This window comes from Clostridium guangxiense (assembly GCF_021043395.1).
Taxonomy (GTDB): domain Bacteria; phylum Bacillota; class Clostridia; order Clostridiales; family Clostridiaceae; genus Clostridium_S; species Clostridium_S guangxiense.
This window is the reverse complement of the sequence record NZ_JAJNKE010000010.1, coordinates 12,795-37,664: the sequence shown is the minus strand read 5'-3', so window position 1 is coordinate 37,664 and position 24,870 is coordinate 12,795. Positions and strand designations below refer to the sequence as shown.

General features: G+C 28.6%; 27 protein-coding genes. 11 read left to right on the top strand and 16 right to left on the bottom strand.

Annotation, left to right across the window (positions count from 1 at the left end; genetic code table 11):
- The first annotated feature begins 114 nt into the window (after window positions 1-114).
- Window positions 115-2,442 (top strand): PEP/pyruvate-binding domain-containing protein, encoded by a 2,328-nt coding sequence (locus LQK79_RS08225; RefSeq protein WP_231016184.1) that lies wholly within the window; start codon window positions 115-117, stop codon window positions 2,440-2,442.
- A gap of 256 nt (window positions 2,443-2,698) precedes the next feature.
- Here LQK79_RS08225 and LQK79_RS08220 read toward each other — a convergent pair whose 3' ends face one another.
- On the bottom strand, window positions 2,699-3,235 hold the full coding sequence (locus LQK79_RS08220) for an HAD-IIIA family hydrolase (protein ID WP_053241954.1): 537 nt from the start codon (window positions 3,233-3,235) through the stop codon (window positions 2,699-2,701).
- Between the two features lie 317 nt (window positions 3,236-3,552).
- On the opposite strand from LQK79_RS08220, the gene LQK79_RS08215 reads away from it, so the two are divergent.
- The 4 genes from LQK79_RS08215 to LQK79_RS08200 all read left to right on the top strand — a co-directional run bounded on the left by LQK79_RS08215 (window position 3,553) and on the right by LQK79_RS08200 (window position 5,838).
- The gene (locus LQK79_RS08215) at window positions 3,553-4,038 is read left to right on the top strand and encodes an HD domain-containing protein (RefSeq protein WP_053241955.1); all 486 of its coding nucleotides are present in this window, start codon (window positions 3,553-3,555) and stop codon (window positions 4,036-4,038) included.
- Window positions 4,039-4,047: 9 nt separating this feature from the next.
- Window positions 4,048-4,854, top strand: a complete 807-nt coding sequence (gene folP / locus LQK79_RS08210) for a dihydropteroate synthase (RefSeq protein ID WP_231016183.1) — start codon at window positions 4,048-4,050, stop codon at window positions 4,852-4,854.
- Window positions 4,855-4,858: 4 nt separating this feature from the next.
- On the top strand, window positions 4,859-5,686 hold the full coding sequence (gene folK / locus LQK79_RS08205; RefSeq protein ID WP_231016182.1) for a 2-amino-4-hydroxy-6-hydroxymethyldihydropteridine diphosphokinase: 828 nt from the start codon (window positions 4,859-4,861) through the stop codon (window positions 5,684-5,686).
- A gap of 65 nt (window positions 5,687-5,751) precedes the next feature.
- Complete coding sequence (locus tag LQK79_RS08200; RefSeq protein ID WP_157055814.1) at window positions 5,752-5,838, top strand: winged helix-turn-helix transcriptional regulator; 87 nt, start codon at window positions 5,752-5,754, stop codon at window positions 5,836-5,838.
- Window positions 5,839-5,951: 113 nt separating this feature from the next.
- Here LQK79_RS08200 and LQK79_RS08195 read toward each other — a convergent pair whose 3' ends face one another.
- On the bottom strand, window positions 5,952-6,572 hold the full coding sequence (locus LQK79_RS08195; protein ID WP_231016181.1) for a glycoside hydrolase family 73 protein: 621 nt from the start codon (window positions 6,570-6,572) through the stop codon (window positions 5,952-5,954).
- 509 nt (window positions 6,573-7,081) lie between these two features.
- Between LQK79_RS08195 and LQK79_RS08190 the strand changes: the two genes are divergently transcribed.
- Window positions 7,082-7,249, top strand: coding sequence for a hypothetical protein (locus tag LQK79_RS08190; protein ID WP_157055716.1), 168 nt, complete (start codon window positions 7,082-7,084; stop codon window positions 7,247-7,249).
- 36 nt (window positions 7,250-7,285) lie between these two features.
- Here LQK79_RS08190 and LQK79_RS08185 read toward each other — a convergent pair whose 3' ends face one another.
- Entirely contained in the window at window positions 7,286-7,756 is a 471-nt protein-coding gene (locus tag LQK79_RS08185; protein ID WP_053241959.1) for a GNAT family N-acetyltransferase, read from the bottom strand.
- A gap of 319 nt (window positions 7,757-8,075) precedes the next feature.
- On the opposite strand from LQK79_RS08185, the gene LQK79_RS08180 reads away from it, so the two are divergent.
- From LQK79_RS08180 to LQK79_RS08170, 3 genes are read left to right on the top strand one after another with little or no spacing between them, the layout of a single operon-like run.
- On the top strand, window positions 8,076-8,645 hold the full coding sequence (locus LQK79_RS08180) for a TetR/AcrR family transcriptional regulator (RefSeq protein WP_053241960.1): 570 nt from the start codon (window positions 8,076-8,078) through the stop codon (window positions 8,643-8,645).
- Window positions 8,646-8,658: 13 nt separating this feature from the next.
- Entirely contained in the window at window positions 8,659-8,859 is a 201-nt protein-coding gene (locus tag LQK79_RS08175; RefSeq protein WP_053241961.1) for a hypothetical protein, read from the top strand.
- A 22-nt stretch (window positions 8,860-8,881) separates the two neighbouring features.
- A complete protein-coding gene (locus LQK79_RS08170; protein WP_053241962.1) occupies window positions 8,882-9,343 on the top strand; it encodes a flavodoxin family protein in 462 nt (153 codons plus the stop codon).
- A 5-nt stretch (window positions 9,344-9,348) separates the two neighbouring features.
- Here LQK79_RS08170 and LQK79_RS08165 read toward each other — a convergent pair whose 3' ends face one another.
- The 4 genes from LQK79_RS08165 to LQK79_RS08150 form a co-directional block, all read right to left on the bottom strand.
- Window positions 9,349-10,254, bottom strand: coding sequence for a carbon-nitrogen hydrolase family protein (locus LQK79_RS08165; RefSeq protein WP_053241963.1), 906 nt, complete (start codon window positions 10,252-10,254; stop codon window positions 9,349-9,351).
- Window positions 10,255-10,409: 155 nt separating this feature from the next.
- Complete coding sequence (locus tag LQK79_RS08160) at window positions 10,410-11,288, bottom strand: hypothetical protein (RefSeq protein ID WP_231016180.1); 879 nt, start codon at window positions 11,286-11,288, stop codon at window positions 10,410-10,412.
- A 13-nt stretch (window positions 11,289-11,301) separates the two neighbouring features.
- The gene (locus tag LQK79_RS08155) at window positions 11,302-11,784 is read right to left on the bottom strand and encodes a flavodoxin domain-containing protein (protein WP_231016179.1); all 483 of its coding nucleotides are present in this window, start codon (window positions 11,782-11,784) and stop codon (window positions 11,302-11,304) included.
- A gap of 266 nt (window positions 11,785-12,050) precedes the next feature.
- The gene (locus tag LQK79_RS08150; protein WP_053241965.1) at window positions 12,051-12,869 is read right to left on the bottom strand and encodes an alpha/beta fold hydrolase; all 819 of its coding nucleotides are present in this window, start codon (window positions 12,867-12,869) and stop codon (window positions 12,051-12,053) included.
- Between the two features lie 700 nt (window positions 12,870-13,569).
- Here LQK79_RS08150 and LQK79_RS08145 point away from each other — a divergent pair.
- Window positions 13,570-14,193: a flavodoxin family protein gene (locus tag LQK79_RS08145; RefSeq protein ID WP_053241966.1), complete on the top strand. Its 624-nt coding sequence runs from the start codon at window positions 13,570-13,572 to the stop codon at window positions 14,191-14,193.
- A 149-nt stretch (window positions 14,194-14,342) separates the two neighbouring features.
- Window positions 14,343-15,182 carry a flagellin N-terminal helical domain-containing protein gene (locus LQK79_RS08140; RefSeq protein ID WP_231016178.1) on the top strand — a complete coding sequence of 280 codons (840 nt, stop codon included), beginning with the start codon at window positions 14,343-14,345 and terminating at the stop codon, window positions 15,180-15,182.
- 72 nt (window positions 15,183-15,254) lie between these two features.
- On the opposite strand, the gene LQK79_RS21200 is transcribed toward LQK79_RS08140, so the two are convergent.
- From LQK79_RS21200 to LQK79_RS08105, 9 genes are all read right to left on the bottom strand, one after another.
- On the bottom strand, window positions 15,255-15,404 hold the full coding sequence (locus LQK79_RS21200; protein ID WP_207642171.1) for a class I tRNA ligase family protein: 150 nt from the start codon (window positions 15,402-15,404) through the stop codon (window positions 15,255-15,257).
- A gap of 8 nt (window positions 15,405-15,412) precedes the next feature.
- Window positions 15,413-16,291: a PHP domain-containing protein gene (locus tag LQK79_RS08135; RefSeq protein WP_231016177.1), complete on the bottom strand. Its 879-nt coding sequence runs from the start codon at window positions 16,289-16,291 to the stop codon at window positions 15,413-15,415.
- A gap of 724 nt (window positions 16,292-17,015) precedes the next feature.
- Entirely contained in the window at window positions 17,016-17,138 is a 123-nt protein-coding gene (locus LQK79_RS20860; protein WP_269144091.1) for a hypothetical protein, read from the bottom strand.
- A 165-nt stretch (window positions 17,139-17,303) separates the two neighbouring features.
- Window positions 17,304-19,223 carry a serine hydrolase domain-containing protein gene (locus LQK79_RS08130; RefSeq protein ID WP_231016176.1) on the bottom strand — a complete coding sequence of 640 codons (1,920 nt, stop codon included), beginning with the start codon at window positions 19,221-19,223 and terminating at the stop codon, window positions 17,304-17,306.
- Between the two features lie 88 nt (window positions 19,224-19,311).
- Window positions 19,312-20,415: a sensor histidine kinase gene (locus tag LQK79_RS08125; protein ID WP_157055626.1), complete on the bottom strand. Its 1,104-nt coding sequence runs from the start codon at window positions 20,413-20,415 to the stop codon at window positions 19,312-19,314.
- Window positions 20,405-21,106, bottom strand: a complete 702-nt coding sequence (locus tag LQK79_RS08120; RefSeq protein ID WP_053240708.1) for a response regulator transcription factor — start codon at window positions 21,104-21,106, stop codon at window positions 20,405-20,407. The genes LQK79_RS08125 and LQK79_RS08120 overlap by 11 nt, the downstream gene beginning before the upstream one ends.
- Before the next feature lie 148 nt (window positions 21,107-21,254).
- Complete coding sequence (locus LQK79_RS08115) at window positions 21,255-22,679, bottom strand: DUF6179 domain-containing protein (RefSeq protein WP_053240709.1); 1,425 nt, start codon at window positions 22,677-22,679, stop codon at window positions 21,255-21,257.
- 12 nt (window positions 22,680-22,691) lie between these two features.
- Window positions 22,692-23,129, bottom strand: coding sequence for a DUF6323 family protein (locus tag LQK79_RS08110; RefSeq protein ID WP_231016175.1), 438 nt, complete (start codon window positions 23,127-23,129; stop codon window positions 22,692-22,694).
- A gap of 277 nt (window positions 23,130-23,406) precedes the next feature.
- Complete coding sequence (locus LQK79_RS08105) at window positions 23,407-24,783, bottom strand: aminotransferase-like domain-containing protein (protein ID WP_231016174.1); 1,377 nt, start codon at window positions 24,781-24,783, stop codon at window positions 23,407-23,409.
- Window positions 24,784-24,870 lie beyond the last annotated feature (87 nt).

Sequence of the window (24,870 nt, the reverse complement as noted above, 5' to 3'; positions counted from 1 at the left end):
TACAATATTTTAGAATATTGTATCATAAATTATAATGTGTTAATATTTGTATAACAATTACAATCACACATAATATAAAAATAAAAATCATTCAACATTAAAGGAGGAAATAATATGATTAGTTTTGGTACAAAATCTGAAACACTTGAACATTTATCTAAAGTTATTACTAACGCTAAAATTATTCCTCAAATACGTTTAACAGTAAGTGAATGGATTAACAATAGTCAAAAAATAATTAATTTAGTAAAAGAAAAGAATTGGATTGATATTCCTTTAATAGTAAGAAGCAGTTCCATATCTGAAGATAATTCAATCCATTCATTAGCCGGTTGCTTTCTCTCAGTACCTAACGTCATTGGTGAAAATCAAATATGCACCGCAATTTTGAAAGTTATAAAATCTTATAAATATTTAAATTTAAAAGATCAAGTTTTCATTCAACCTATGCTAAAAAATGTAAAAATAAGTGGTGTTGCTTTTAGTAAAGATCCTAATTCTTGTGGTGACTATATAGTTATAAACTATGATGATTACACATATGCTACAGATTCAGTCACCGCTGGTAAAACTAATAACTTAAAAACATTTTATTATTACAAATATTCAAAAATAGTTCCTAATATAGATAAAAATCTTCTTAAAATTATAAATTTAATTAAAGAACTTGAAACTTTGTTTTCTACAGATTCACTGGATATTGAATTTGCATTCGATGCCACTTATAATTTATACCTTTTTCAAGTAAGACCTCTTATTGTAAGCTTAACTAATCAGAATAATAAAAACAAGAAATTTATTTACGAATTAAGACAAAAAATATCTCAACTGAATTCAAGACATCCTTATTTATACGGAGATAAAACTATTTATGGTGTAATGGCTGATTGGAATCCTGCTGAAATCATAGGTATTAGACCCAAACCATTAGCATTATCTCTTTATAAAAAAATTATTACAGATGAAATTTGGGCATATCAAAGAAATAAATATGGATATAAGAATGTTATAGGTTTTCCATTATTAATGGATTTTTACGGACTACCGTATATAGACTTGCGAATAAGCTTCAACTCATTTTTACCAGCAAATTTGTCAAAAAACTTGTGTGAAAAACTGGTTAACTATTATATAAACTCTCTTATAAAATTTCCTAACTACCATGATAAAATAGAATTTAAAATAGTATTCTCATGCTACACATTTGATACAGAAAAAAAGCTTAATAATCTCTTATGTAAAGGATTTAATGAGAATGAATGTAAGGAATTAAGTGATAGTCTTCAAAAGCTAACCAATAACATTATAAACGGAAGTGATCAACTATGGAAAAATGATATAAAAAAAATTATGGAATTAAAAAAACGTAGAGAATTAATTTACAATAGCAATTTAGACATAATCTCTAAAATATATTGGTTACTTAAAGATTGTAGTATATATGGTGCTCTACCATTTGCAGGATTAGCACGATGTGGATTTATAGCCATGGAATTATTAAATTCTATCGTTAATAATGGAATTTTGTCCCAATATGAATATCAAGGTTTTATGAAATCACTTAATACTGTAGGTTCTAAAATTAGATATGACTTTAATCATATAAGTAAACAAGAATTTTTAAATAAATATGGCCATTTAAGACCAGGAACATATGATATTCTTTCTTCGCGATATGATGAAAATCCTGAATTATATTTTGATTGGAATACTTCAAATAATAGCAAAAATTATAATAATACAAATTTTGAGTTATCTTCAAATCAAGCATCTAAAATAAATAAACTATTAAAAAAGTATAATTTAAATTGCAATTGTATAGAATTATTTGATTTTATTAAAAGTTCTATAGAATTTAGAGAATATTCAAAATTTATATTTACTCATAATTTAAGTGATGCCCTTTCACTATTTAAACAGCTTGGTTCGAAAAATGATTTTACAGTTGAGGACTGTTCATACGCAAATATTAATTGCATAAATGAATTATATTCATCGAATAAAAATATAAAATTAACTCTAGCTAATAGTATAAGCGAAGGTAAAAAAACATATAAAATTACAAAACAAGTTATACTTCCTTCACTTATAGTAAATTGTGATGACATTTTAGCGTTTCATGTTCCAAAATCAGAACCTAATTTTATTACGCAAAAGTCAGTGATATCAAAAATTAAAAATATAGATAATTCTAGAGAAAATCTTAAAAATAGCATACTAATGATTCCTAATGCAGATCCAGGATATGATTGGATATTTTTGCATGACATTGCTGGATTTATCACAATGTATGGTGGAATAAATTCTCATATGGCAATCAGAGCTGGTGAACTCGGCATTCCTGCAATTATAGGTGCTGGTGAAACTCTATATAAGAAATGGTCTACTGCAAATCTCCTAAAAATAGATTGTGCTAATAAACAAGTCACTATAATTAGATGAAGTTTGCAACTTGAAACACGTAAAGTCAAAAACAAATATATCCTGATAAATTTGTTTTTGACTCAGAGTACAAAGTACAGTGAAGGTGGATTTACCTTTCGCTTCTCTTAGGTAAATCTTAGAACTTAATAGTATCAGCTGCGCTGAACACTGTATTTTATGTCATGCGCAAGCATTAAGTTTTAGATTTTTTGAAGCGATAGCGTAGAAAAATCATCCTTCACCGTACTCTGTCATCTGTACTTTGTACTCTGCTCTAAAGGTAGTTTTCTACTACCATCCATTTTACAGCATCCAAAAGATTTTTAGCTAAATAATCAATTTGCATGTTTTCTTCATGCTTTTTGTTTGCTTTTAAAGAATTAATTCCAACACCAGTTCGTACTAATATTTTATGTGAATCTACCTTTTCAGCTGCCTGCATATCACTTAATCTATCGCCAATCACCATACATTCTGAAAAATCCAATTTGTATTCAGTTGATGCTTTTAAAAGTAATCCTGCTTCAGGTTTTCTACAATTACAATGTTCTTTAGGACTATGAGGGCATATATATGCATTATCCAATCCAAAACCTAACAACTCCTCTACAAAGCTCCCCATTGTAGCTTTTCCAAGTGAAATTCCAGGTTGATTAGTAAATGCAAAAATTTTAACTTTATGACGTTTAAGTATTTTAAAAGCCTCTCTTGTAAATGAATATAACTTAAAGTCACCAGGATAAATTACTTCGCTGCCTCCTCCCATAGTTCCATCTCTATCAATAAATACCGCTTTAATTTTATTTCCCATAACCGCAACCTCATTATTAGCATATTTTTAAACTATCTATTTTTACATAGAAAAATGATCAATTATATTTCCATGTATAATTTAACTTGCAAATATATGTTAATTGTAATAATTTCATTTTGTTTACACTTATTATTATATTACAATCCGTCCCTATAATCTATACTTTTAATATTATTATATTAAAAGTATATGTAATTTGATATATTTATTTAGGTTATTTTATTAATTTAAAATTTTACGAAAAGATTCTATATCTACTGAATATAATATTTTTTATGATATAATATTAAAAAACATCTCTATAGGAGTTAACTATGAATACAAATGATAGAATAAATTTAATACTTCATAATGATAAATTTAATGAATATCTCAGTAAAAATAAAAGTTTAGAAAAATATAGAAAATTTTGCCATCACAACCTGAATCATTTTCTAGATGTTGCTAGGATTGCATATATAATATCATTTGAAGAAAAGCTAAATTTGAAAAAAGACATAATCTATGCTGCCGCACTTTTACACGACATTGGCAAATGGCAGCAGTATGAAAGTGGTATTCCACACAATGATGCAAGTGCAAAACTTGCTGTGGAAATTTTAAAAGCTTCTAATTTTGATGAAGCTGAAATAATTTTAATAACTGATGCGATAAAAAATCACAGAAAAAAAACTGAAGTTTCAACTTTAAGTTCACTACTTTATAAAAGCGATAAGCTCTCAAGGAAATGCTTCAACTGTAAAGCGATTAAAGAATGTAATTGGAATGATGATAAAAAAAATTTTAATATAACATATTGAGGTGAAAGCATGCTAATTGGAAATAAAAATTTTATTATAGGAAAAAGAACTTACATAATGGGAATTTTAAATGTAACACCTGACTCCTTCTCTGATGGAGGAAAATTTAACAATATAGAGTCAGCTCTAAAACATGCAAAAGAAATGATTGATGAAGGTGCAGATATAATAGACATTGGAGGAGAATCTACAAGACCAAATCATACTCCTGTTGCCCTAGAAGATGAAATTAAAAGAGTCGTTCCTGTAATTGAAGCTCTATCTAAAGAATTTGATATTCCTATATCCATAGATACTTACAAGGGTAAAACTGCAGAACTTGCAATAAAAGCCGGAGCTCATCTTATAAACGATGTGTGGGGTTTTAAAAAGGATCCTTATATAGCAGAAGTTGCTGCAAAATATGATGTTCCATGCTGCCTCATGCACAATAGAGACAACAGCACCTATAAAAATTTAGTTGATGACGTAATAAATGATCTTGGAAAAAGCATAACCATAGCTTTAAACGCTGGAGTCAGAAAAGAAAACATAATTGTAGATCCTGGTATTGGATTTGCAAAGAATTTTAATGAAAATCTTATTTTAATGAATAATCTTGAAAAGCTTAAAGTTCTTGGTTATCCTATTCTCTTAGGTACATCAAGAAAATCCACCATAGGTAAAATACTTGACTTACCGCCAGAAGAAAGAGTTGAAGGAACGGCAGCCACATCCGTTATAGGTGTAATGAAGGGCTGTGATTTTGTAAGAGTTCACGATGTCCTTGAAAACAAAAGAGAATGCATGGTTGCTGATGCCATAGTAAGGAGATAATAGCTTGGATAAAATAATTATAAAGGATTTAGAAGTATTTGCACATCATGGTGTTTTAAAAGAAGAGAAAAGTTTAGGTCAAAAATTTTTATTATCTTTCGAGCTTCTGCTAGATTTAAAGAAAGCTGGTACTACAGATAACTTAAACGAAACAGTAAATTATGCAAAGCTTTGTACAGAACTTGAAAACGAGTTTAAAAGGAAAAAATATGACCTTATAGAAACTGCTGCTGAAAAAACTGCTGAATTTATTTTGCTTAATTACAATATTATAAAAACTGTAAAAGTAACTTTAAAAAAACCATGGGCTCCAATCTTAAAACCTGTTGACTATGTTGCTGTTCAAATAGAACGCTCCTGGCACACTGTATATATTGCCCTCGGTTCTAATCTGGGTGACAAAAATAAAAATTTAAATGAAGCATTAAATTTAATTGATGAAAATCACTTATGCCACATAAACAGGGCTTCAAATTTTTATGAGACTACACCTGTAGGTTATTTAGATCAAGATGATTTCTTAAATGGAGCTGCTGAAATTAAAACTTTAATGTCACCTCTAGAATTAATGAACTTTCTTCTTGAAGTTGAAAAAAAACTTAAAAGAGAAAGAAAAATACACTGGGGACCAAGAACAATCGATTTAGACATACTTTTATACGATGATATTGTAACAGAGGATGAACACATAATAATTCCTCATCCAAGAATGCATGAAAGACTTTTCGTGTTAGACCCCTTATGCGATATAGCTCCGTACAAGGTTCATCCTTTATTAAATAAGCGAATAATTGACATAAAAAATGAACTAAAAAAAACAATGCGAAAATAAGAGCAATATTAAAAGCTTGGGAAGAATATCATAAACACCAACATTTTTAATTGCTACATCATTTAATGCAGATATTTGTATACAATGAAATACCACCTAAAGTAGAATATTCTCTTACTAACACTAGAAAAAGTCTTGTTTCAATTTTATAAAATCTCTCGGAATGGGCACATGAATATAAATGACAATGCCTGTAATATTTTTTATTAAAAAGAGCAGTCCTTATGAAAAGATTTTACGTACCTATGGTAAAAAATAATTTTAATCACTTCACATTATCATACTTATCTAAGCTATATTTCTTTATTAATGCTATAAGTTTTTTGCCATAATCTGGATCTGTAGCATAACCAGCCGCTTGAATTGCTTCTGCCTGCTCCGTATAATTACTTGCTTTAAACACTCCATGCTGCTCATAGGTACTATTTTGCTTTAAAAAATTTGTATGATCTTCAATACTTTCATCCCAATTATCGTAAAAGCGAAATGTTGACATTACAACCACCTCAGAACCCTTATAATGTTCTTTTGTTGGCATTTTTATAGTTTTGCCTGTCCATTTATAAGCTTTTATACCAAACAAATTATTAGCTTTCCTCGTTAATTTGGAATTACCAGTATTGCTCTCAAGCATTGCTTGTGCTAAAGTAATTGATGCAAATATTTTATGCTTTCTATAAGTTTGCTCAGCATAAGGCGCAATGGTACTAATAAATTGTTTTTTTGAAATTACAGCGTTATCTGGTTTTATATTTAACCTTTTATTATATGAATTATTAACTAAAAGACATAATACTGAAACTAAAATAATAAGTATTATAATTACTCTTATAGTTTTAGTTTTAATTTTTGCTCTCTTATTTAAACCTAACTTAGAATTCATCATAATCTACCATCATCCCCTTAAATATCAATATACTTAACAACACTTTAAAAAATGATATTAATAAAGGTTCTCATATTGCTCATTTTAAAATATATAGTGAAACTAGCTCAACTACAAACTATATCTGCACCATAATGCCCAGAAGACATCATTTTGGTACAGATAAATTTCAAGTTTCAGGATCATTTATCTATAATTGTACCATATGTACTATATACCATTCAATCAAACTAATATCTAATGAATTTCAATTTACTTACTTTTCTAATTATATCACTTGTTAAGGAAAAAATACTTGCGACTATTTTTTTACAAAAATTTATATTATATACGTTTACGTAAGCGATTTCAATAGTTTTTATATAATATTAACGTTTTATTTACAAATTATTAATTATTAATTAATAATATGAAACGATTTCCGTTTTGCATTTTTATTTAATTTGCCATATTATAAATGTGTAAAAAAAATTAATAAGAACATTTAAAATTTGTAGGAGGATGATTATATGAAAAAATTTATTAAAGAATTATTTAGTGTTGAAAACATTAAGATGTCTCTGTTAATGTCTAGTTTATCCAATAATCCAGATCCTTTAGTAATTCGTTACTTAAATGAACACAAAAGCTTAAACAATAGTGTTAATAAAAACTCAAGTGATAAAAAGGCTGCATAAGTTTGTATAAACAAAGCATATGCAGCCTTTTTATATTTATAAATCTTTTATGTACCATACATCACAAGCATAATGTTCGGTTTCAATTAAAGGCTTGTCTAATTGAATAAATCCACTCTTTTTATAAAACTTGTTAGCGGCAGCCATATTTTCAAAGGTTTCAAGATAACATTTTTTATAGTATTGTCTAGCAAATTCTAAGGCTATATCAAGCAACTTCTTTGCAATTCCGCTGCCTCTTACTTCCTTAAAAGAATACATTTTTTGCAATTCACACACATTTTCTGCCCCAACCAGTGGACCAATACCACAGCCAGCTACTACTTTATTATCTTTTTCTACAACCCAATATTTAGACTTTTCATTTTGATATACCTCATAAAAACATCCTAAATTAGGATCAGTCCAAGCACAACCTGGCTTATTTGCATCAAATTCTATTAAACAAGTTCTAATAAGTGACTCAACTTCTTTATTATCTTTTTTTTCTATTTCTCTTATTAACACAATTTTTCCTCCGTTATGCTTTTTATATTGATTATACCTTGTTTTTAATAATTTTTCACTAAGTTTAAGAAAAATTTACAGAATATATTATTAGCAATTATAATCTTTATGTTTTAAACTGATTATACCATTGTACTTTCTATCCATTTATACTTACCATCTTCTTTAATTTTAGACTTTGTTTTAAATAAGTGTTAATTTTTGCACTTTTTCAATCAATATTGTTCTTATCTTGATTTAAATATTGACATAGTTTATATAACATGCTATGCTGAACATGTTCAAACCATATTCAGTTTTATACATAAGGAGGTATACTATGAATTCAAATGATGACAATGCTAAAGATAAAATAATAAAAATAACCATGGATATGTTAAATGAGGTTGACGAGCCAGATAAAATAACAGTACGCCAAATTGCACAGCGTGCAAATGTAGGTATTGGATTAATCAACTATCATTTTCAATCGAAGGAAAACTTACTTTTCAAAGCTGTTTCTGATACTATGAGCACGCTTGCAAAAGAGCTGCAGAAATCAAAAGATGGAAAACCAGAAAATCCAGTTGAAAAGTTAAAATTAATGCTCAAAGAACTTGTAGATTTCGCTATACGCTACAATAAACTCAGTCTAATATTAGTATCACATACCATACAACAAGGAAATATGGAAGTTCCACTTTATTTAGTTCCAATATTAAAAGATATATATGGAAGCGCAAAAGATGAAATAGAAATAAGAATAATTGCTCTAGAAATAGTTTCAACACTTCAAGTTGCTTATATGAATTCTCAAAAATTTCAGTTGTACATTGGCATGGACATTAACAATAAATTGCAAAGAGACAAACTTATTGATACTGTGATAAATAGCATAATAAAAAAATAATGGAGGTTTTTTAATGAAAACTATATCTTTAATAACAGGACTATTAACTATCCTTCTTCTTCTATCAACATTAATCTGTGGCTTATGGATTAAATCTAAAGGACTTACAAACGATGCTGGTTCCCTAGCCTTTCATACAAAAATAGGAGCTACAGCTGTTATATTTGGAACACTTTCTGCTATTCTTCTAATTATACAAGTAATAAAACATTAATTACGTTATAGAAGCATTCATTATGAAAATATTAGTGGTCATAGGAAGTCCGAAAGGAAAAGGAAATACCTACAGCGTAACAAAAAAAGTTGAAGAAGAAATTAAAAATTTTAATAAAAACGTTGAATTTGAATATCTAGTACTTAAAGATACTAATTTTCAAACCTGCCGTGGTTGTTACCAATGCCTAAAAAATGGCGAACAGTATTGCCCCATTAAAGATAATCGGCAGCAAATTGAAAATAAAATGATGGATGCGAATGGTGTAATATTTGCTACACCCGTATATGTTTATAACGTCTCTTGGGTTATGAAAAACTTCTTAGATCGCTTTGCATATATTTGCCACCGTCCGCGCTTTCATGGTAAACATGCTATGGTCATTGCAACTACTGGAGCAGTTGGCTTAAACCTCGTATTGCAACTTCTTTCATTTGAAATAGGAACATGGGGATTTTCAGTAACACAAAAACTTGGAAAATAAGTATTTTATTTTCCAAAGTTAGGATCATCTAAAATATCTTGATACATTTTAATGTATTTATCTGGTCTAAAATCTGTTCCATCAACTGCTTCATTATACTTGTACAAAAATCTCGTTGCTAAACCTAAATCAATGGTTTCTGTATACATTTTTTCCTGATCAGCACCTTTTTCATTGAACGGCAAGCCTGTATAATAATGTACCTGCCAGGTTTCTCTTGCAGGACCCATTATGCTGCTGCCGCCCCAAAAATAATTATCTACATCTAAACCACATAAATTTGCTGAAGCAATAAAAATTCCATTTGTTATACAATTAGCTTCTAAATTCGTTCTTGCAAGGCTTGGTCCATGACAATGTGCATATGCAGTACTGTTTATATATAATCTAGCTCCTTTAGCTGCATAATAACGTGTCATTTCCGGGAAGCAGTATGAATCATAACAAATTGCCAAGCCAATTGGTCCCCATGGAGTATCCAAAAGCATTGGCTTGTCTCCCCTAACTGCCCAATTTGGTTCCGGTGTTGGAAGATGCATTTTTCTGTAAGAACCATATAAACCTTCTGGAGTAAACACGGCAAGTGAATTGTATATCTTACTTGCATCGTCTTTATCTCTTTCTGGCATTCCTAAAACAACATACATTCCAAGCTTCTTTGCTAAAGCTTCAATTTCATCTGTCGATGGTCCCGGAATTGTTTCTGCGAGCTTAGTTTGCATCTTTTCAGCTTTTGGAGTTGATGCTATATCATCATAGCTTGTAAGACTCATTTCTGGAAAAACAATAAAATTAGAGCCTTTCTTTGCAGCAGCTTCTATATACCCCTTAATTCTATTTAGATTTGTTTCTTTGTCTCCCCATACAGCATTAAAATTTACAACTGACAATGTGATTATATCCTTATACATAAAAATCCTCCTAAGTTTTTTATTTTCATTTACTTAATATTACTTTTCACGCATAATTTTATCAAACACCAAAAGTCAGCTTATTTTAATGTTTTTAGCAATTTTATTAATATAATCAGTATTTATTTGCTAATTTGTCAAATTTAATTACGATTTTATCCTTTTTTAATATTTTCAAAAAGTTTTATATTAAAATACAATGCAAATAATGCAAGAATAATAAAACTCAAACCTTTTGTTACAATTTCTCCAATTGATAATTTTATTCCTGCTGACAACTCAAATACAGTTTGAATTGGGATCATCATTCCAACAATCATGCAAAGCATTAATAAGCTTTCCAATAAAACATATCCTAATCCATTTCTATTTTTTAACTGAAATAAACAAATAAACATAAGTGGTGCAAGTATTCCAATATCTAAAACATATGTTATTTCTGTAGTATAAACTTCTATAAGGCTTAAGGAAGATTTTGCAATTAATGAAGTTATAATATCAGGAAGCCATGCAGCAATAAGTGCAGCTCCTGATAAAGCTAAAAATATATAAATTCCTTTGTATGGTAATGATTTAACTATTAATATATCCTTCATATGTATACTTGTAATTGAAACTATTAATCCAAATAAACTAGAAGAAAAAAGAGCAATATACACTAAATCAAGTATATTATAAGTTATACCAAAAGCTATACTTGCAGAGTAGTACATAAATACGGAAATAATTCCTGTTAGAAATAACCTATTTTTTAATGTTTTTTTCTTAGCATCAAGTATTAAAGCTATTATTAACATTGGTATTGCCACGCAAAGAATTGTAAAATCCGTTCCACGTGCTGTTGCTGCTTTAAATAATGAATCTCTTGCGTACAAACCATTTCCATACATTTTAACCGTATTTCCATATTGATTTACAAAATTAAATGCTTTCCCACTCGTTTTATATAAGAGACCTACTGCTGATGTTACAGTGCTTAAAATAATAATAAGGAGGGTAATTATATAAAGACTTTTTTCATTATTCTTAGCCATATCCTAATCTCTCCTAAGCTTTTGTATTCATTTTGGCTGCAAATTCATCAATATTGTGCTCTTTTAAATTTAAGATATCCTTGTTTGTCTTACATATATGTTTAATAATAAATCTCTCAAAAAAATTCATGGATTTAAATATAAAACTTCCCCCAAAATCTCCCTTAGCTGAAGCTCTATCTTTAAGCTTTTGTGGAAAAGATTGTTCTATAAATGAATTAATTTTATCTTCATCACTCATACCACATACAAATAATCCTATTTTTTTCTTACTTAACTCCTGTAGATTTTTTTCACAAAACTCCTTTACTTCCTTCATAATTTGACCCATATAGATTGGACCACCGATAATAACGCTGTCATAGTGCTCCAGTTTTGTATCTTTCTTCTCTCTCAAATTAAGTATATCAAAATTATCATCTAGCTGCTTCGAAAGTCTCATTACACATTTTGCTGTAAAATCATGCTTAGTAACATAAACAATTAATGTACTCATAATATCACTCCATTAATTTATATTAAACACACATTTTTTATTAAACACTGTTTAATATATCATATCAATATATTATATGAATGTCAAAGAAAACATATTAAAGAAATAGTATAAATATAGTTTGTAGGGGAGCTAATTTCACTCTAATTGCTCATAAACATATTTACATAAAAAATGAGCATACATAAATTTACTCTACGTATACTCCTGCTTGATTTCAATTTTAAATAGAAATTATTTTCTTATTATCCTAATCTAAATTTATATTATGCATTTTCAATTCTTATTAGCCATTCATTAACCAAAGCATTAAATAATTCTTCCTGCTCTACATGTAAATTATGGCCTCCCCTATCAAGCACCGTAAAAGTTGCCCTCGAAAAATTATCTAATATGCTCCATGCATCTTTATATCCAACGCAAGAGTCCTGTTTTCCCAAAATTATAAGTACTGGTTTCTCAAACTTCCTGTTCAATTTATCTACATCAAAAGAAAAATTATATCCATTTTGTTTAAATCTCTCTAAAAAATCATGATCTGCTGCCTTTACTCCTAATAATATTTCTTCCTTATATCTATTATAGATTTCTTCAGTTTGAACTACTAAATCGTCACCCAAATCATTAATTTCTTGCTCTGATAAACGTGACATAAAATCATTGTCCTTCACTAAAACAACAGTTTCTGGCACATTACGTTTTTTACTATCTGGTACTATAACAGGACAAATTAATAAAAGCCCATCTACTCTACTTTGCATTTTTTTAATTATTCCTCTTGATAAATATCCCCCATAAGATTGACCAGCAATCAAAAAATTTTCATTTGGAATAATTTTTTCTATAAACTCAATTACTATATCTAACATAATATCAGCGTTTTTAATCCAATCAGCAGTTTCCGATCTTCCCATTCCAGGCAAATCTATATATATTCTCTTATAATTCTTTTTATTTAAAAATGCCTTCTCCATGCAACCAGTCATAAGCCTATGATCTACTGAATAACCATGTATCATAAGAATTGGTTTTCCTTCTCCAATCACTTCATAGTTAAGAGATATATCTTTTATTTTACATTCCATTTTATTCACTCCTCTTATACTGTATGATTCAATTTTCAACTCCAAATTAGATAAATTTACAATTAATTATTGTTTCATAATTTATTATACAATTCCTCTATAGCTTATTTCCATTATTGTTATACAGTAGGTTGTGAAAAAAGGTATTCTATAGGTTTTACTACACCAAGCATAAAGCATTATGCGCGGCCCGTAAAAAAGAATACCTATATTTTTCACATTCTCCTACATACTACCATGATAACATATTATAGTCTCTATATCATATTCTTTAAGTTTCTTCAAGGAATTTATATATAATTTCATATCAAAATTAATTGTCAAAAACATTTAATTATATCTCCCATGTTCCTAATGGAATGGTATTTAAGGCTATTCCACCACAAAAATATGAAAGTATATATTCCTATAAAATAAGTTCATGCTTTATTTTTATGTTATTATATAATATAGAAACAGAGAACAAAGTACAAATGACAGAGTATAGTAAATGTTGATTTTCCTTCATTTCATTATGGAAAATCTAAAGAAACTGGCACCAACATTAAGTTTTAAAATTTTCTGCCACAGCAGAAAATTAACCTTCACTCTACTCTGTACTCTCTAGCCTTTACTCTAAATATTTCTAAATTACTTGTAAAATCTTAAATTTAATGTAATTTCACTATTACATAATAAATATGAAACGCGGGGTGCAAGAATGAAAGTATTACTTATTAATGGAAGTCCTCATGCTAAAGGTTGTACTTATACTGCTTTATGCGAGGTTGCAAAAGAATTAGAAAAAGAAAACATAGAAACAGAAATTTTTCAAGTTGGAAACAAACCTATAAGAGGCTGCATAGGATGTGGTGGATGCTCTAAGACAGATAATAAATGCGTATTCGACGATGATACCGTAAATGCTGCTCTTGAAAAAGCTAAAGACTGTGATGGTTTTATATTTGGTTCCCCTGTACATTATGCTGCTGCTTCTGGTGCTTTAACATCTTTTTTAGATAGACTCTTTTATGCAGGCGATTTTTGGGCATATAAACCTGGCGCTGCTGTTGTAAGCTGCCGTCGTGGCGGTGCTGCTTCAGCTTTTGATCAAATAAATAAATATTTTACCATTGCAAACATGCCTGTTGTGTCTTCTCAATACTGGAACATGATACATGGAAACAATCCAGAAGAAGTAAAACAAGATTTAGAAGGAATGCAAACGATGAGAACATTAGGCAAAAACATGGCTTGGCTTTTGAAATCAATTGAAGCTGGTAAAAAAGCAGGGATTAAGCTTCCTGAAAAAGAAACAACAGTTAGAACTAATTTTATACGCTAACATCTAAAATAAAGCTGCCAAATGAGGCAGTTTTATTTTATAAATTCAAAATTAAACCAATAATAATCAAACCTGTAAGGTTATCAAAAATATTTCCGATAATAATTACATGGTTATCACAATTATCTAACTTTATAGGAGGTATTTTTATGATAATTGGTCATAATTTAAATGCTAGTAAAGCATTATTTTATTTAAATATAAATCAAAAACATATGCAAAATGCAATGCTTAGGTTGAGTTCAGGCAAAAGAATAAATAGTGCAGCTGATGATGCTGCTGGTCTTACAATATCTCAGCATATGCAAGCTCAAATTAATTCTCTAAATATGGCTACTAAAAATTCACAGGATACTATTTCTCTGCTTAATACTGCTGAAGGCGGATTATCTGAAACTCAAGCTATACTCCAAAGAATGAATGAACTTGCTACTCAAGCTGCCAATGATACAAATTCAACCTTAGATAGAAATGCCATAAAGGATGAACTTTCAGAATTAGGAAAGGAAATAGATCATATATCTAAATCAATAAATTTTAATGGTATAAATCTATTAGGTTCTTCTGGAAACTTAACATTCCAAATTGGAGCAACATCAAACGCTTATGACTCTCTTGGTTTAAATTTATCTTCCTTTAATATTGGTTCTTATCTTAGTAGTATAGCAGATAATACTGGTTTAAATGTTGATAGTTCTAATACTGCCCGTGCATCTATGTCCTTAATTCAAAATGCAATTAATTCCGTGTCATCTTCTAGAAGTATAATAGGTGCTTATGAAAATAGACTAAACTATACAATAGACAACTTAAACTCTGAAGCAGAAAATTTAACAGCGGCAGAATCTAGAATTACCGATGCAGATATGGCTAAAGAAATGATGGAATACTCCAAATATAGTATTCTTCAACAAGTTGCTCAAGCCATGATGGCTCAATCTATGCATAATGAACCAGATAGTGTATTAAAATTGCTAGATTCTCTTTAAAATTATAGAATAATATATTGTTCTATAATTTTAATACTGCATTTTTCATTAAGATTGACTCTGATTTTTCCCCTACATTCTTTGAAATCTTGCTATTATTTCAGCCTGAATATAGGAAAATATATGACCTATATGAAGCTTTCCACTTAATGTTGGCGAAGGTGAGACCTCCGTGGCACCACATAAATTTATACATGTATACACACTCAATAGTACGGGCATTACCATTATTAATATATGTTATTAACAGAAAATTTTAGCTTACTTAAAATCTTCGTATAAACCTCATATGGTATAAATAAATTATTATCTTTTCCAGTTCCAAGCCTTATTTCTGGTCTATTTGCCCCGTGATAATCAGTTCCACCAGAAAATATCAAATCATATTTTTCAATCAAATAATCAAGGAATTCGTAGTCAGCTTTATTAAATGAAGGATAGTATCTTTCAACTCCATCTAAGCCTACACTGATTAAATATTTTATCTCTTTTTCTATTTCATCATTATTAAGTTTAGCAAAGCCTATGTATTTATTATAGTGAGCTAAGAAAGATAACCCTCCTGCACTTTTTACAATTCTAATAGCAGTTTCTGCTTCCATTAATTCATCTTCACCATATGGAATTGGATCCAAGTACTTGTCCCAAATTTCCTGAGCTGTACTGCATAGTTTATTTCTAATAAAATATCTATAAATATCATATCTATCTAGATATTTTTCAAAAGCTTTTTCTCTTAACTCTTCTACACTTATATCTATTCCTTTATCTTTTATTGTAGTTAAAATATATTCTACTCCTCTGTCCCTAGCTTTCTTCATTTTGTTATACTCATATAAAAATTCTTCATTTTTAGGATCAATCCCTATTCCTAAAATATGAAGTATTCTTCCCCCCTTATACAAAGAGCTTATCTCTATTCCATTTAAAAACTCTATATTGTTATCTTTCGCCGCTGCAGCAGCCTCTTTTAATCCGCCTATATTATCGTGATCTGTAAGTGCTACTGCTTTAATCTTTTCCAAAGCAGCAGTTTCCATCAATTGTCTCGGAGTGCTGGCTCCATCAGAAACATTAGTATGGGTATGCAAATCTATTTTATAATCCATATAACCACCTCAATTCTTACAATTTATATAAGCAACTTGGAAGATTAAAATTAGCATTATCAAATTCATCCCGACAAACTAGAATTTGTGAAGTAACAATGCTTCGTCGCGTTAAAAAAGATTCTATAAATCTAAGGTTCAAAAATCATAAAATACTAAGATATTTCAATAACTCGCTGAGAAAATGCTCAAACAGATTGAAATATCTAAGCATTTTACAACTTTTGAACCAAGATTTATTAGAATTTTTTTAAATCGTTCCTTCAGCATTGTTACTTCACTCCCACGGTAGTGCAAGGAAAAAATTCCTCCGTACCTACGGAATTTTGGCGTGAATCTTTATAGTTCATTATTTAAACAATTTATCACTATTTTTATTGTAAAATCTCGCTAATAGTGTATTTTTCGTAGAGAAACGGAGAAAAATATTCCTTGCCTTTCGGGCCCAGTGAAGTAATGTTGACTTGTGATGGTTTAAATAAAGCTTTATAAATCTTAGATGATAAATCGTAAAAGTCTTAGAACTTTCAATCTGTTTGAGCCAAAGGCGAGTTATTGAAAGTTCTTAGAATTTTAGGATTTATCATCTTAGATTTATTAGCTTTATTTAATATCCCAAATCAATATTACTTCACTAAATTCCAGTTTACCGAGATTCCTCTATTGCTTCCTTGTACTTTTGAATTTCCAAGTTTCCTATCTATAATTGTACCATTTCTAAAGTTTAAGTAAATATATAAAAAAGAAGGAGAATATCCCCTATTGGATTTTCTCCTTCTTTTTCTACAAATGAAGATCTTCCATTATTAAGTTCTTTAATTTTTTTAGAAACAATACTTATTCCCATATTTAAATCTATAATTAAGTTTAATATTGGGCTATCTGCAGCAGTTATAATAGACTTTGGAATAATATTATATTTGCTATAAAAGCTTAAGAAATGTTCATACGTCTTTGTTTTCTTCTCATTTGCATATAGCTATACTCTTTTCCGTTATATCCCAGATTCTTACTAATATCTAAATCCAATCAAATTCCAGTTACATATAAAAAACACAAAAGCATACATAACTAAAATACTAATAGAATTTAAAATTTTATAAGAAAGCTTAGTTTTTTCTCTCTTAATAACGAGGATAAATGCAATACTGCTACATATAATAAGAACTGTTGAGATTATAAAAATTATTGGTGCGGCTTTTACGTACCAAGGTATACTGTAATACATGTCAAAGGACATCATCCAATATAAAATTCCAAATAAATTGACTATATTTAATACACTTATAATAAAAACCAATACCTTAAATATTCTGCTTGTACTAATTTCATTATCTTTAAAAATACATTTTCCTTTAATTAATTTCTTAAATCCTATGAACACATTCTTAACTATTTGAAACATGAAGAACAACATTGCAACCATAAGTATAGCTAAACTTAACTTATAGTTATCCTTAAAATCAACCCTTTCAAAACTATCATAGGGTCTATCATTAAAAAACACATATTTAATCTTGTTATTATCTTCTCCAAAAGCAACTAACTCGTTATTGTCAGCTCGCCTAAAAAGATTTCCAGAAACCGCTATCAATTTTGTATTTTCCTTTTTCTTCATATGACTTATGCCTTTATAAATTAGTGAATTTTCCTTTTTACTATATTCAATTTGTACATCTTCATTTTCGTCAATAGAACCTAAAAGATTTATGAACTTTAAAATATTGCCCTTTGCATTATCTTGATATAATCTATAAGTACCTATATATTTTGAAGCTTCTTTATCATTTATTGTATTACTGCTATAACTTTTAGTTTTTTTGTCCGAATAATATTTATTAAAAAAAGCATTTTCTATATCAGTTATTGCAGGTGCAGCTGAAGTTAAATTATTTGATACTATATATACTCCTAGATTTTCTTCTGTATCAAGCAGCATATCATCAAAATATCCCACTGAAAGAGCTCCTTCATGAGAAAGAATTCTTTTTCCATTAAAATTTTTCTCCCAAAATCCATAACCAATTCCACATAAATTTTTATCATTGGAAAAATGATGTTCTTGCATTAATTTTACTGTACTTTCCTTTAAAATTTTGTTATTCTTATAAACTCCTTTTTGCAAATGCGCCATCATAAACTTTGCTATGTCTAACGGTGTTGAATTTATGCCTCCTGCTGGGCTATCATTATAGTAAACATAACCGGTTTCTACGAGAGAATCATAATTTTTTGTCATACCATTTAGCGGCAAAGAAACTTTACTATTGTTCATATTGAGCACGTTAAAAATATTTTTTTGTACGTAAGCTTCGTATTTCATTCCTGATACACTTTCTATAATATGTCCCAATAAATCTATTCCTATATTGCTGTACAAACATACTTTTCCAGGTTCAGTTGTAACTACTGGCTGATGTTTTCTCAAAAAACTTGATAAAGATATCATGTCACTTTGAGTTTTTACAGCAGTATACGGAAATGTAGCTTCATCAATTCCAGAAGTATGTGTAAGTAGGTTTTCTACAGTTACTTTTTTTGCAAATTTATTTTGTATTTTAATATCACCTAAATATTTATTAGCATCTTCCTTTAAATCTATTTTTCCCTGCTCATAAAGCTGCATAATTGCAGTTTCTGTAAAAATCTTTGATGTAGAACCTATTCTATAAACAGAACTATTTACATCAGCTTTAATTTTATTTTTAACATCTGCATAACCTAAAGCATTTTCATAAATTATCTTTCCATCCTTAACAACTACCATACATAAACTTGGCAGCCTATATTTTTGAAAATTTTCCTTTGTTATCTTATCTAAATATGAATTTAAAGCTTGCCCTTCTACTACCTTTGCAGATGCAGTAATCGGCTTTAATAAAATCAAAAACATTAAGACTAAAATCAAAAAAAATTTATTAATATGTTTCATAATTTGTTCCTCTCCTCTGTAAACTTAACTTTAAGATAAATTTACAAAAAACATCTTACGAAACATTTAATAAATTCTTACGAAAACCTTACGATTGTGAAATTGGCAGTAATATTTGAAAAACTGTTTCAGTATCGCTGCTCGTAACTTTAATATCACCTTTATGAACCTCTGCAATACTTTTAGCTATAGCAAGTCCCATTCCCTTACCCCCAGTGTTGTTGTTTCTTGATTTTTCACTTCTAAAGAATCTTTCAAATATATAGGGTATATCTTCTTTTGGTATCTTCTTACCGTAATTTTTTATACTCACAGAAGCCATACTTTTAAATTGACTAATTTCAATATCTAGCTTCTTCCCCTGGCCTCCATAAAAAATATTGTTATTTATAATATTTTCAAAAAGCCTTAGTATTAAATGAACATCCCCACTAATGAATATCTTTTCATAAGGTGCTTTTATATTAAATGTCATATTAGATTTTTCAAGCATTGGAATAAAGCCAATCATTATCTGCTCCAATACATCCGTTATGCTTAACTTATCTTTTTTTATATTAATCCCTTTAAAATTAATGCTTGTATACTCAAGTAAGTCATTCACTAGTTTTTTTAGTTCATCACATTTTTTCAATATAATCTCCATGCAGTTATCTGAGGCTTCCTTATCCTTGTAACCTAATTTTTTCATAGCTTCTACATATCCTATAACTGATGTTAACGGAGTTCTTATATCATGTGAAATATTACTTATCATTTCATTTTTCATTCTTTCATTTTCACGATCTTTTTCAATTAACTCCTCAAGCTTTCTTGACATAATATTAATATTATTAGCTATTTGCCCTATCTCATCTTTTGTATTTACTTTAATATTAACCTTAAAATTCCCCTTTGAAATCTCATTGATGTTTTCATTTATATCATTTATGTTATAAATTATTTTTCTTGTAAATATATAAAAAAACGCAGTAGTTATAATAACAAAAATAATAAATGATACAATCATGATATATGCAGTAAGCTTTAAATGATTATTAGCCCATTCGCCACTACTATTATAATTGACATTATATGCTGACTTTAAAAATTTAAATAACATAAAAGTAGTTAATATTGCCGATAAAAAAATACTTAACATAAAAGCTTTTAGTATTTTAAATTGAATTCCTTTAAATAAATTAGCTTTCAATTTTATAGCCAACCCCCCAGACAGTTTTTATGATTTTAGGTTCCCTAGGGTTTTCTTCAAGTTTTTCTCTAATTCTAGCTATATGAACCATAACCGTATTATTGCCCTGGAAATATTTTTCCTTCCATACTCTTTCAAAAATTTCTTCTAGAGGAAAAACTCTGTTAGAATTTTCTGCCATCAAGAGAACAATTTCATATTCTGTTTTGGTCAGATTAATTTCTTTTCCATAAACTTTAACCTCAAAAGTTTCTTTATTGATTTGCAGACCATTAAGGTTTATTACAGTATCTTCTGCTTTTTCATTGCTATTACCGCTTAAATACATATACCTTCTAAGCTGAGCTTTAACTCTTGCAATAAGTTCTACCGTACTAAAGGGTTTTATTACATAATCATCTGCTCCTGTACTTAAGCCAATAACTTTATCTATCTCAGAAGATTTTGCACTCAGTATTATAATTGGAATGTTTTTCGTCATTCTAACTCTTCTGCAAACCTCCATGCCGTCAACCTTAGGCATCATTATATCAAGTATTATTAATTGAATATCTGTGCTTTCTACAAGTTTAAGGGCTTCCTCACCATTGCAAGCTTTTAATATGCTATAGTCTTCATTTTTTAGGTTAAACTCTATTAAACTAAGTATTTCTTTATCGTCATCTACTACAAGAATTTTTTCACTACTCATCCTATGTCCCCCGTAAAAATCTAAAATTTGTTTTTATTATATCATGCTTGCCTACGTTCATAAACATTTCAGAACCATCTGGGACCTTGAAACTTGTAATGTACATTTGTAATATTGTATTTATATAGGTGAATTTAAAATAATACTTTTAGTAAAATTTAATTTCCTCATAGTCTATTTTATCAAGCACTTCTTCAATTTTAGCCATTCTCTCCCTGCATAACCCTTCCATAAATTTAATGAAATGTTCCTGCCATTCAGCCTCAACGTCTCTCTTCTGATATATAATAATTGATAAATCAGCTGTTTCATTCCTAAGTTCCTCATAAAACACTACTTTTACAAAAATGGCAAGTTCAATATCAGAAAGTGAATCAAACACCTTTTCGAATTCTTCTCCAAAAAAACAATCGCAGTTAAAAACATCAATGAAGTCCTGAAGTGAATTGACATTTGAATTTATAATTTCAATCTTATCTTCAATTTTTGATACCTTCATTATTCTTTTTACCATTGAATTAAATTCACCTTCACTCATCCTTTTTCCTTCATCAAAAGCAAAAGTGTATTTTACTTCTTCTTTATTCTCTACCACTATAAAAGTATCTAAGCGGTTATTTTTTAATACGCTTATAAGCCTCTTTTCAAATAACTTCTTGTAATTATTTATATATCCTATAAGAAATTCATTTTTTATCCTTAACTCATCAACTATCCTGAATATAGCATCATTTATAAGTCCATCTACCTGGGTAAGCCTCTTAAGTTTTTCATTCATCTTATTAAATTGATATTTTGTTATATTTAGCTGCCTTGCTTCATTACCGCATAAAACAGAAAATAAAGAATTATTTATTAAAATTTCAAATATATTTATTAACTCTATGTTATGGCTTAACCTGCACATTTTTTCATAACCAACTAAGATTCTATTAATCTCTTTTTCGCTAAACAACCTGCAAAATTCAGTTTCAATTTCTAAATGCTCTAAATAATTTTTAATATATGAAACTCCTCTTACTGTCATATCGTCAAATACCAAGGGATAATCTATGCTACCCATTCCATTATGTGCTCCAAAAACTATATTATATTCTTCAAAAAAACATAAAATTTCTTCTATCGTAGTATTATAAGGTTCAAGCTCAATCCTAAGCTTGTTTCTCTTTATTTTTCCATACAACTTTTTTGTATCAATTATACAATTTCTAATAAGCTCAATACCGTTTTCGTATATTTGTTTTATACTTTTTTCTTTTAGTTCCATAACTGCTGCTTCTGGACTATCCATTTTAAGCATATAAAAATCTATCGCATATAAAATGGAATTAAGCAAACTTTCAGAGGTTTCTACAGTGACAGAAGTGCTTTCCCCTTTTGTATATCTTAAAATTAAATCTTTTAGCAAATTCATTATATCAACTTGAACTCTAATTATTTCATTCTCACTCATTAATCCAATTTTTATTGCTTCTTTAAAAAGCGAAATTATATATTGATTTTTATTTAACTTTTTAACGTTTATCTTTCCCTCGCTATTTACCAACACCTTATTTTTAAGCTTTAAAATCACACCATCATCTCCCTAACATAAATTCTTTCTAAAAGTTCTCGAAAATTCTTCTAATCTACTATTCAATAATTCAAGAGAACCCTCACAGGAATTTTCAAACAAGTTTTTCATTATATTAATTAACTTATCATCACCAATTTGATCTTCTGTTTCATTCTTTAAATAATAAAAAGTTTCCTGGAGACCAATTATAATATCTACATAATTTTCATCATTTATAAAGGTTGATGAACTAAAAATCTTAATTATTTTTTTCACAACATCAAAATTTAAATCGATTCTCCCATAACCTTTAAGTGTTTTTCTTCTTTGTTTTATAATTTGCTTTGCATCCTCTAAAGTCAGCACCAAGCCATATTTTTCAGTTTCTTCATTAGTTTGAAGTAATTCATTAGCATAAAATTCATTTAAACTTGCTTGTTCCAAAGTAAAAATATCAGGTATATTCATAAAAAAGCACCCCTTTTTTCAATTTTACTATTGACTTTTATTTTGAAATGTGGTATAATATAATTTCAGTAGTACAATAATTATACTCGTGTCGTATACTCAAGTCAAGCATAATTCAAATGAATATCATACATTTCAATGTTGACTAAAAACCTATTTGCCTAAAATTTATAAGTATACATATTTCTTCCTATTCTAAAATCAAAAATACTTGTTAAATTAAATATTAATGCGTATTAATAAAATAAAGAGCACAGCCATTTTATTGGTTATGCTCTTATATTTTAGGATAAGAATCAAAACTTTCATTGTCATCAGTTAAATATTTTTGTATAGTATCTATTACTACAGGAATACCTCTCTTAATCTTCTCTTCATTCGTTTTACTTATGCTAATCCTAAAATAATTATCAGTTTTATATTCTCTCAAAAAACAAGTCCTTGTATCTAACAATTGTATATTTTGATTTGATAATGTGCTCATTATTTTGTCATATCTCAATTTATTATCTATATAAATACAAGCAAAATACCCAGACTTAGGGACATTCCATTTTATTTTAGATTGTTTAAGTGACGAAAGAGTATTTTCTAAGCAGCTCATTCTATCAGAATACAATTTGCTCATTTTTTTTCTGTGTTTACTTAGCATGTCGCTTTTCAAATAAATTTCTAAAGCACCTTGAGATAATATTGGACTATTCATATCTAACCATTTTTTATATTCTAGAAAAGTATTTATAAGTAATTTAGGCAATATAACTGCCGCAATTCTTAAACCAGGCATAAGAATTTTAGAATAGCTTTTTAAATAAATTACTTTTGAAGAAGTGTCATAAGCAAATATAGGATCAGATTTCTTATCTGTTTCTAAATCCGCCATAATATCATCTTCAACAATATATACATTATATTTTTCAGCCATTTTTGCAATTGCCTCTTTTTCCTGCCTAGTATATGAATTTCCTGTTGGGTTGTGAAATCTAGGAATAGTATAAAAGAATTTAATGCTGCCGTATTTAAACAGCCTTTCTAATTTTTCAAGATTTATGCCATTAAATCTTCTTTCAATTCCCACGGTAGGAATATTATTTAATTCTAGGGTTCTAATCATTCCATAGTAAGTTGGTTGTTCCACAAGTACCTTAGAATTTCCATTTGGAAATGACATATTTGTTAAGATATTTAATGCTTGCTGAGAACCTGTAGTTATAACAATATTCTCAGGCTTAGTAAATACTTGATATTCCTCTAGATGCTTAGTTAGAACCTGTATTAATGAATTAAGTCCTCTTGGATTAGAATATGTAAACAGATTTTCTTTATAAAGTTCTATAGCATTATTTAAGCAATGTTGAAATTTTTTATAAGGCAAAGTTTTAATATCTGGAGCTCCAGATGAGAAATCAATTAAAGAGTTGTCATATGAATTATTATTAAAAAGATCACTTTCTAGTACATAATAACCACTTTTGGATAAAGAATAAACTATATGCTCCTTTTCAAGTTCAGTATAAGCTTTTAAAACTGTACCAACACTGCAATCAAACAATTCAGATACCCTTCTAAGTGACGGTAATTTTTTCTTTGCCGCCAAACTTCCGCTTGAAATTTCATCTTTGATATATTTAGCAATCAATTGGTACTTTAGCAATTTAAACAGCTCCCTTGATTTTGTACTATAACAGATTGAGATTTTATTAATTGATACTGAAATTATACTATAATATAATCAAAATAT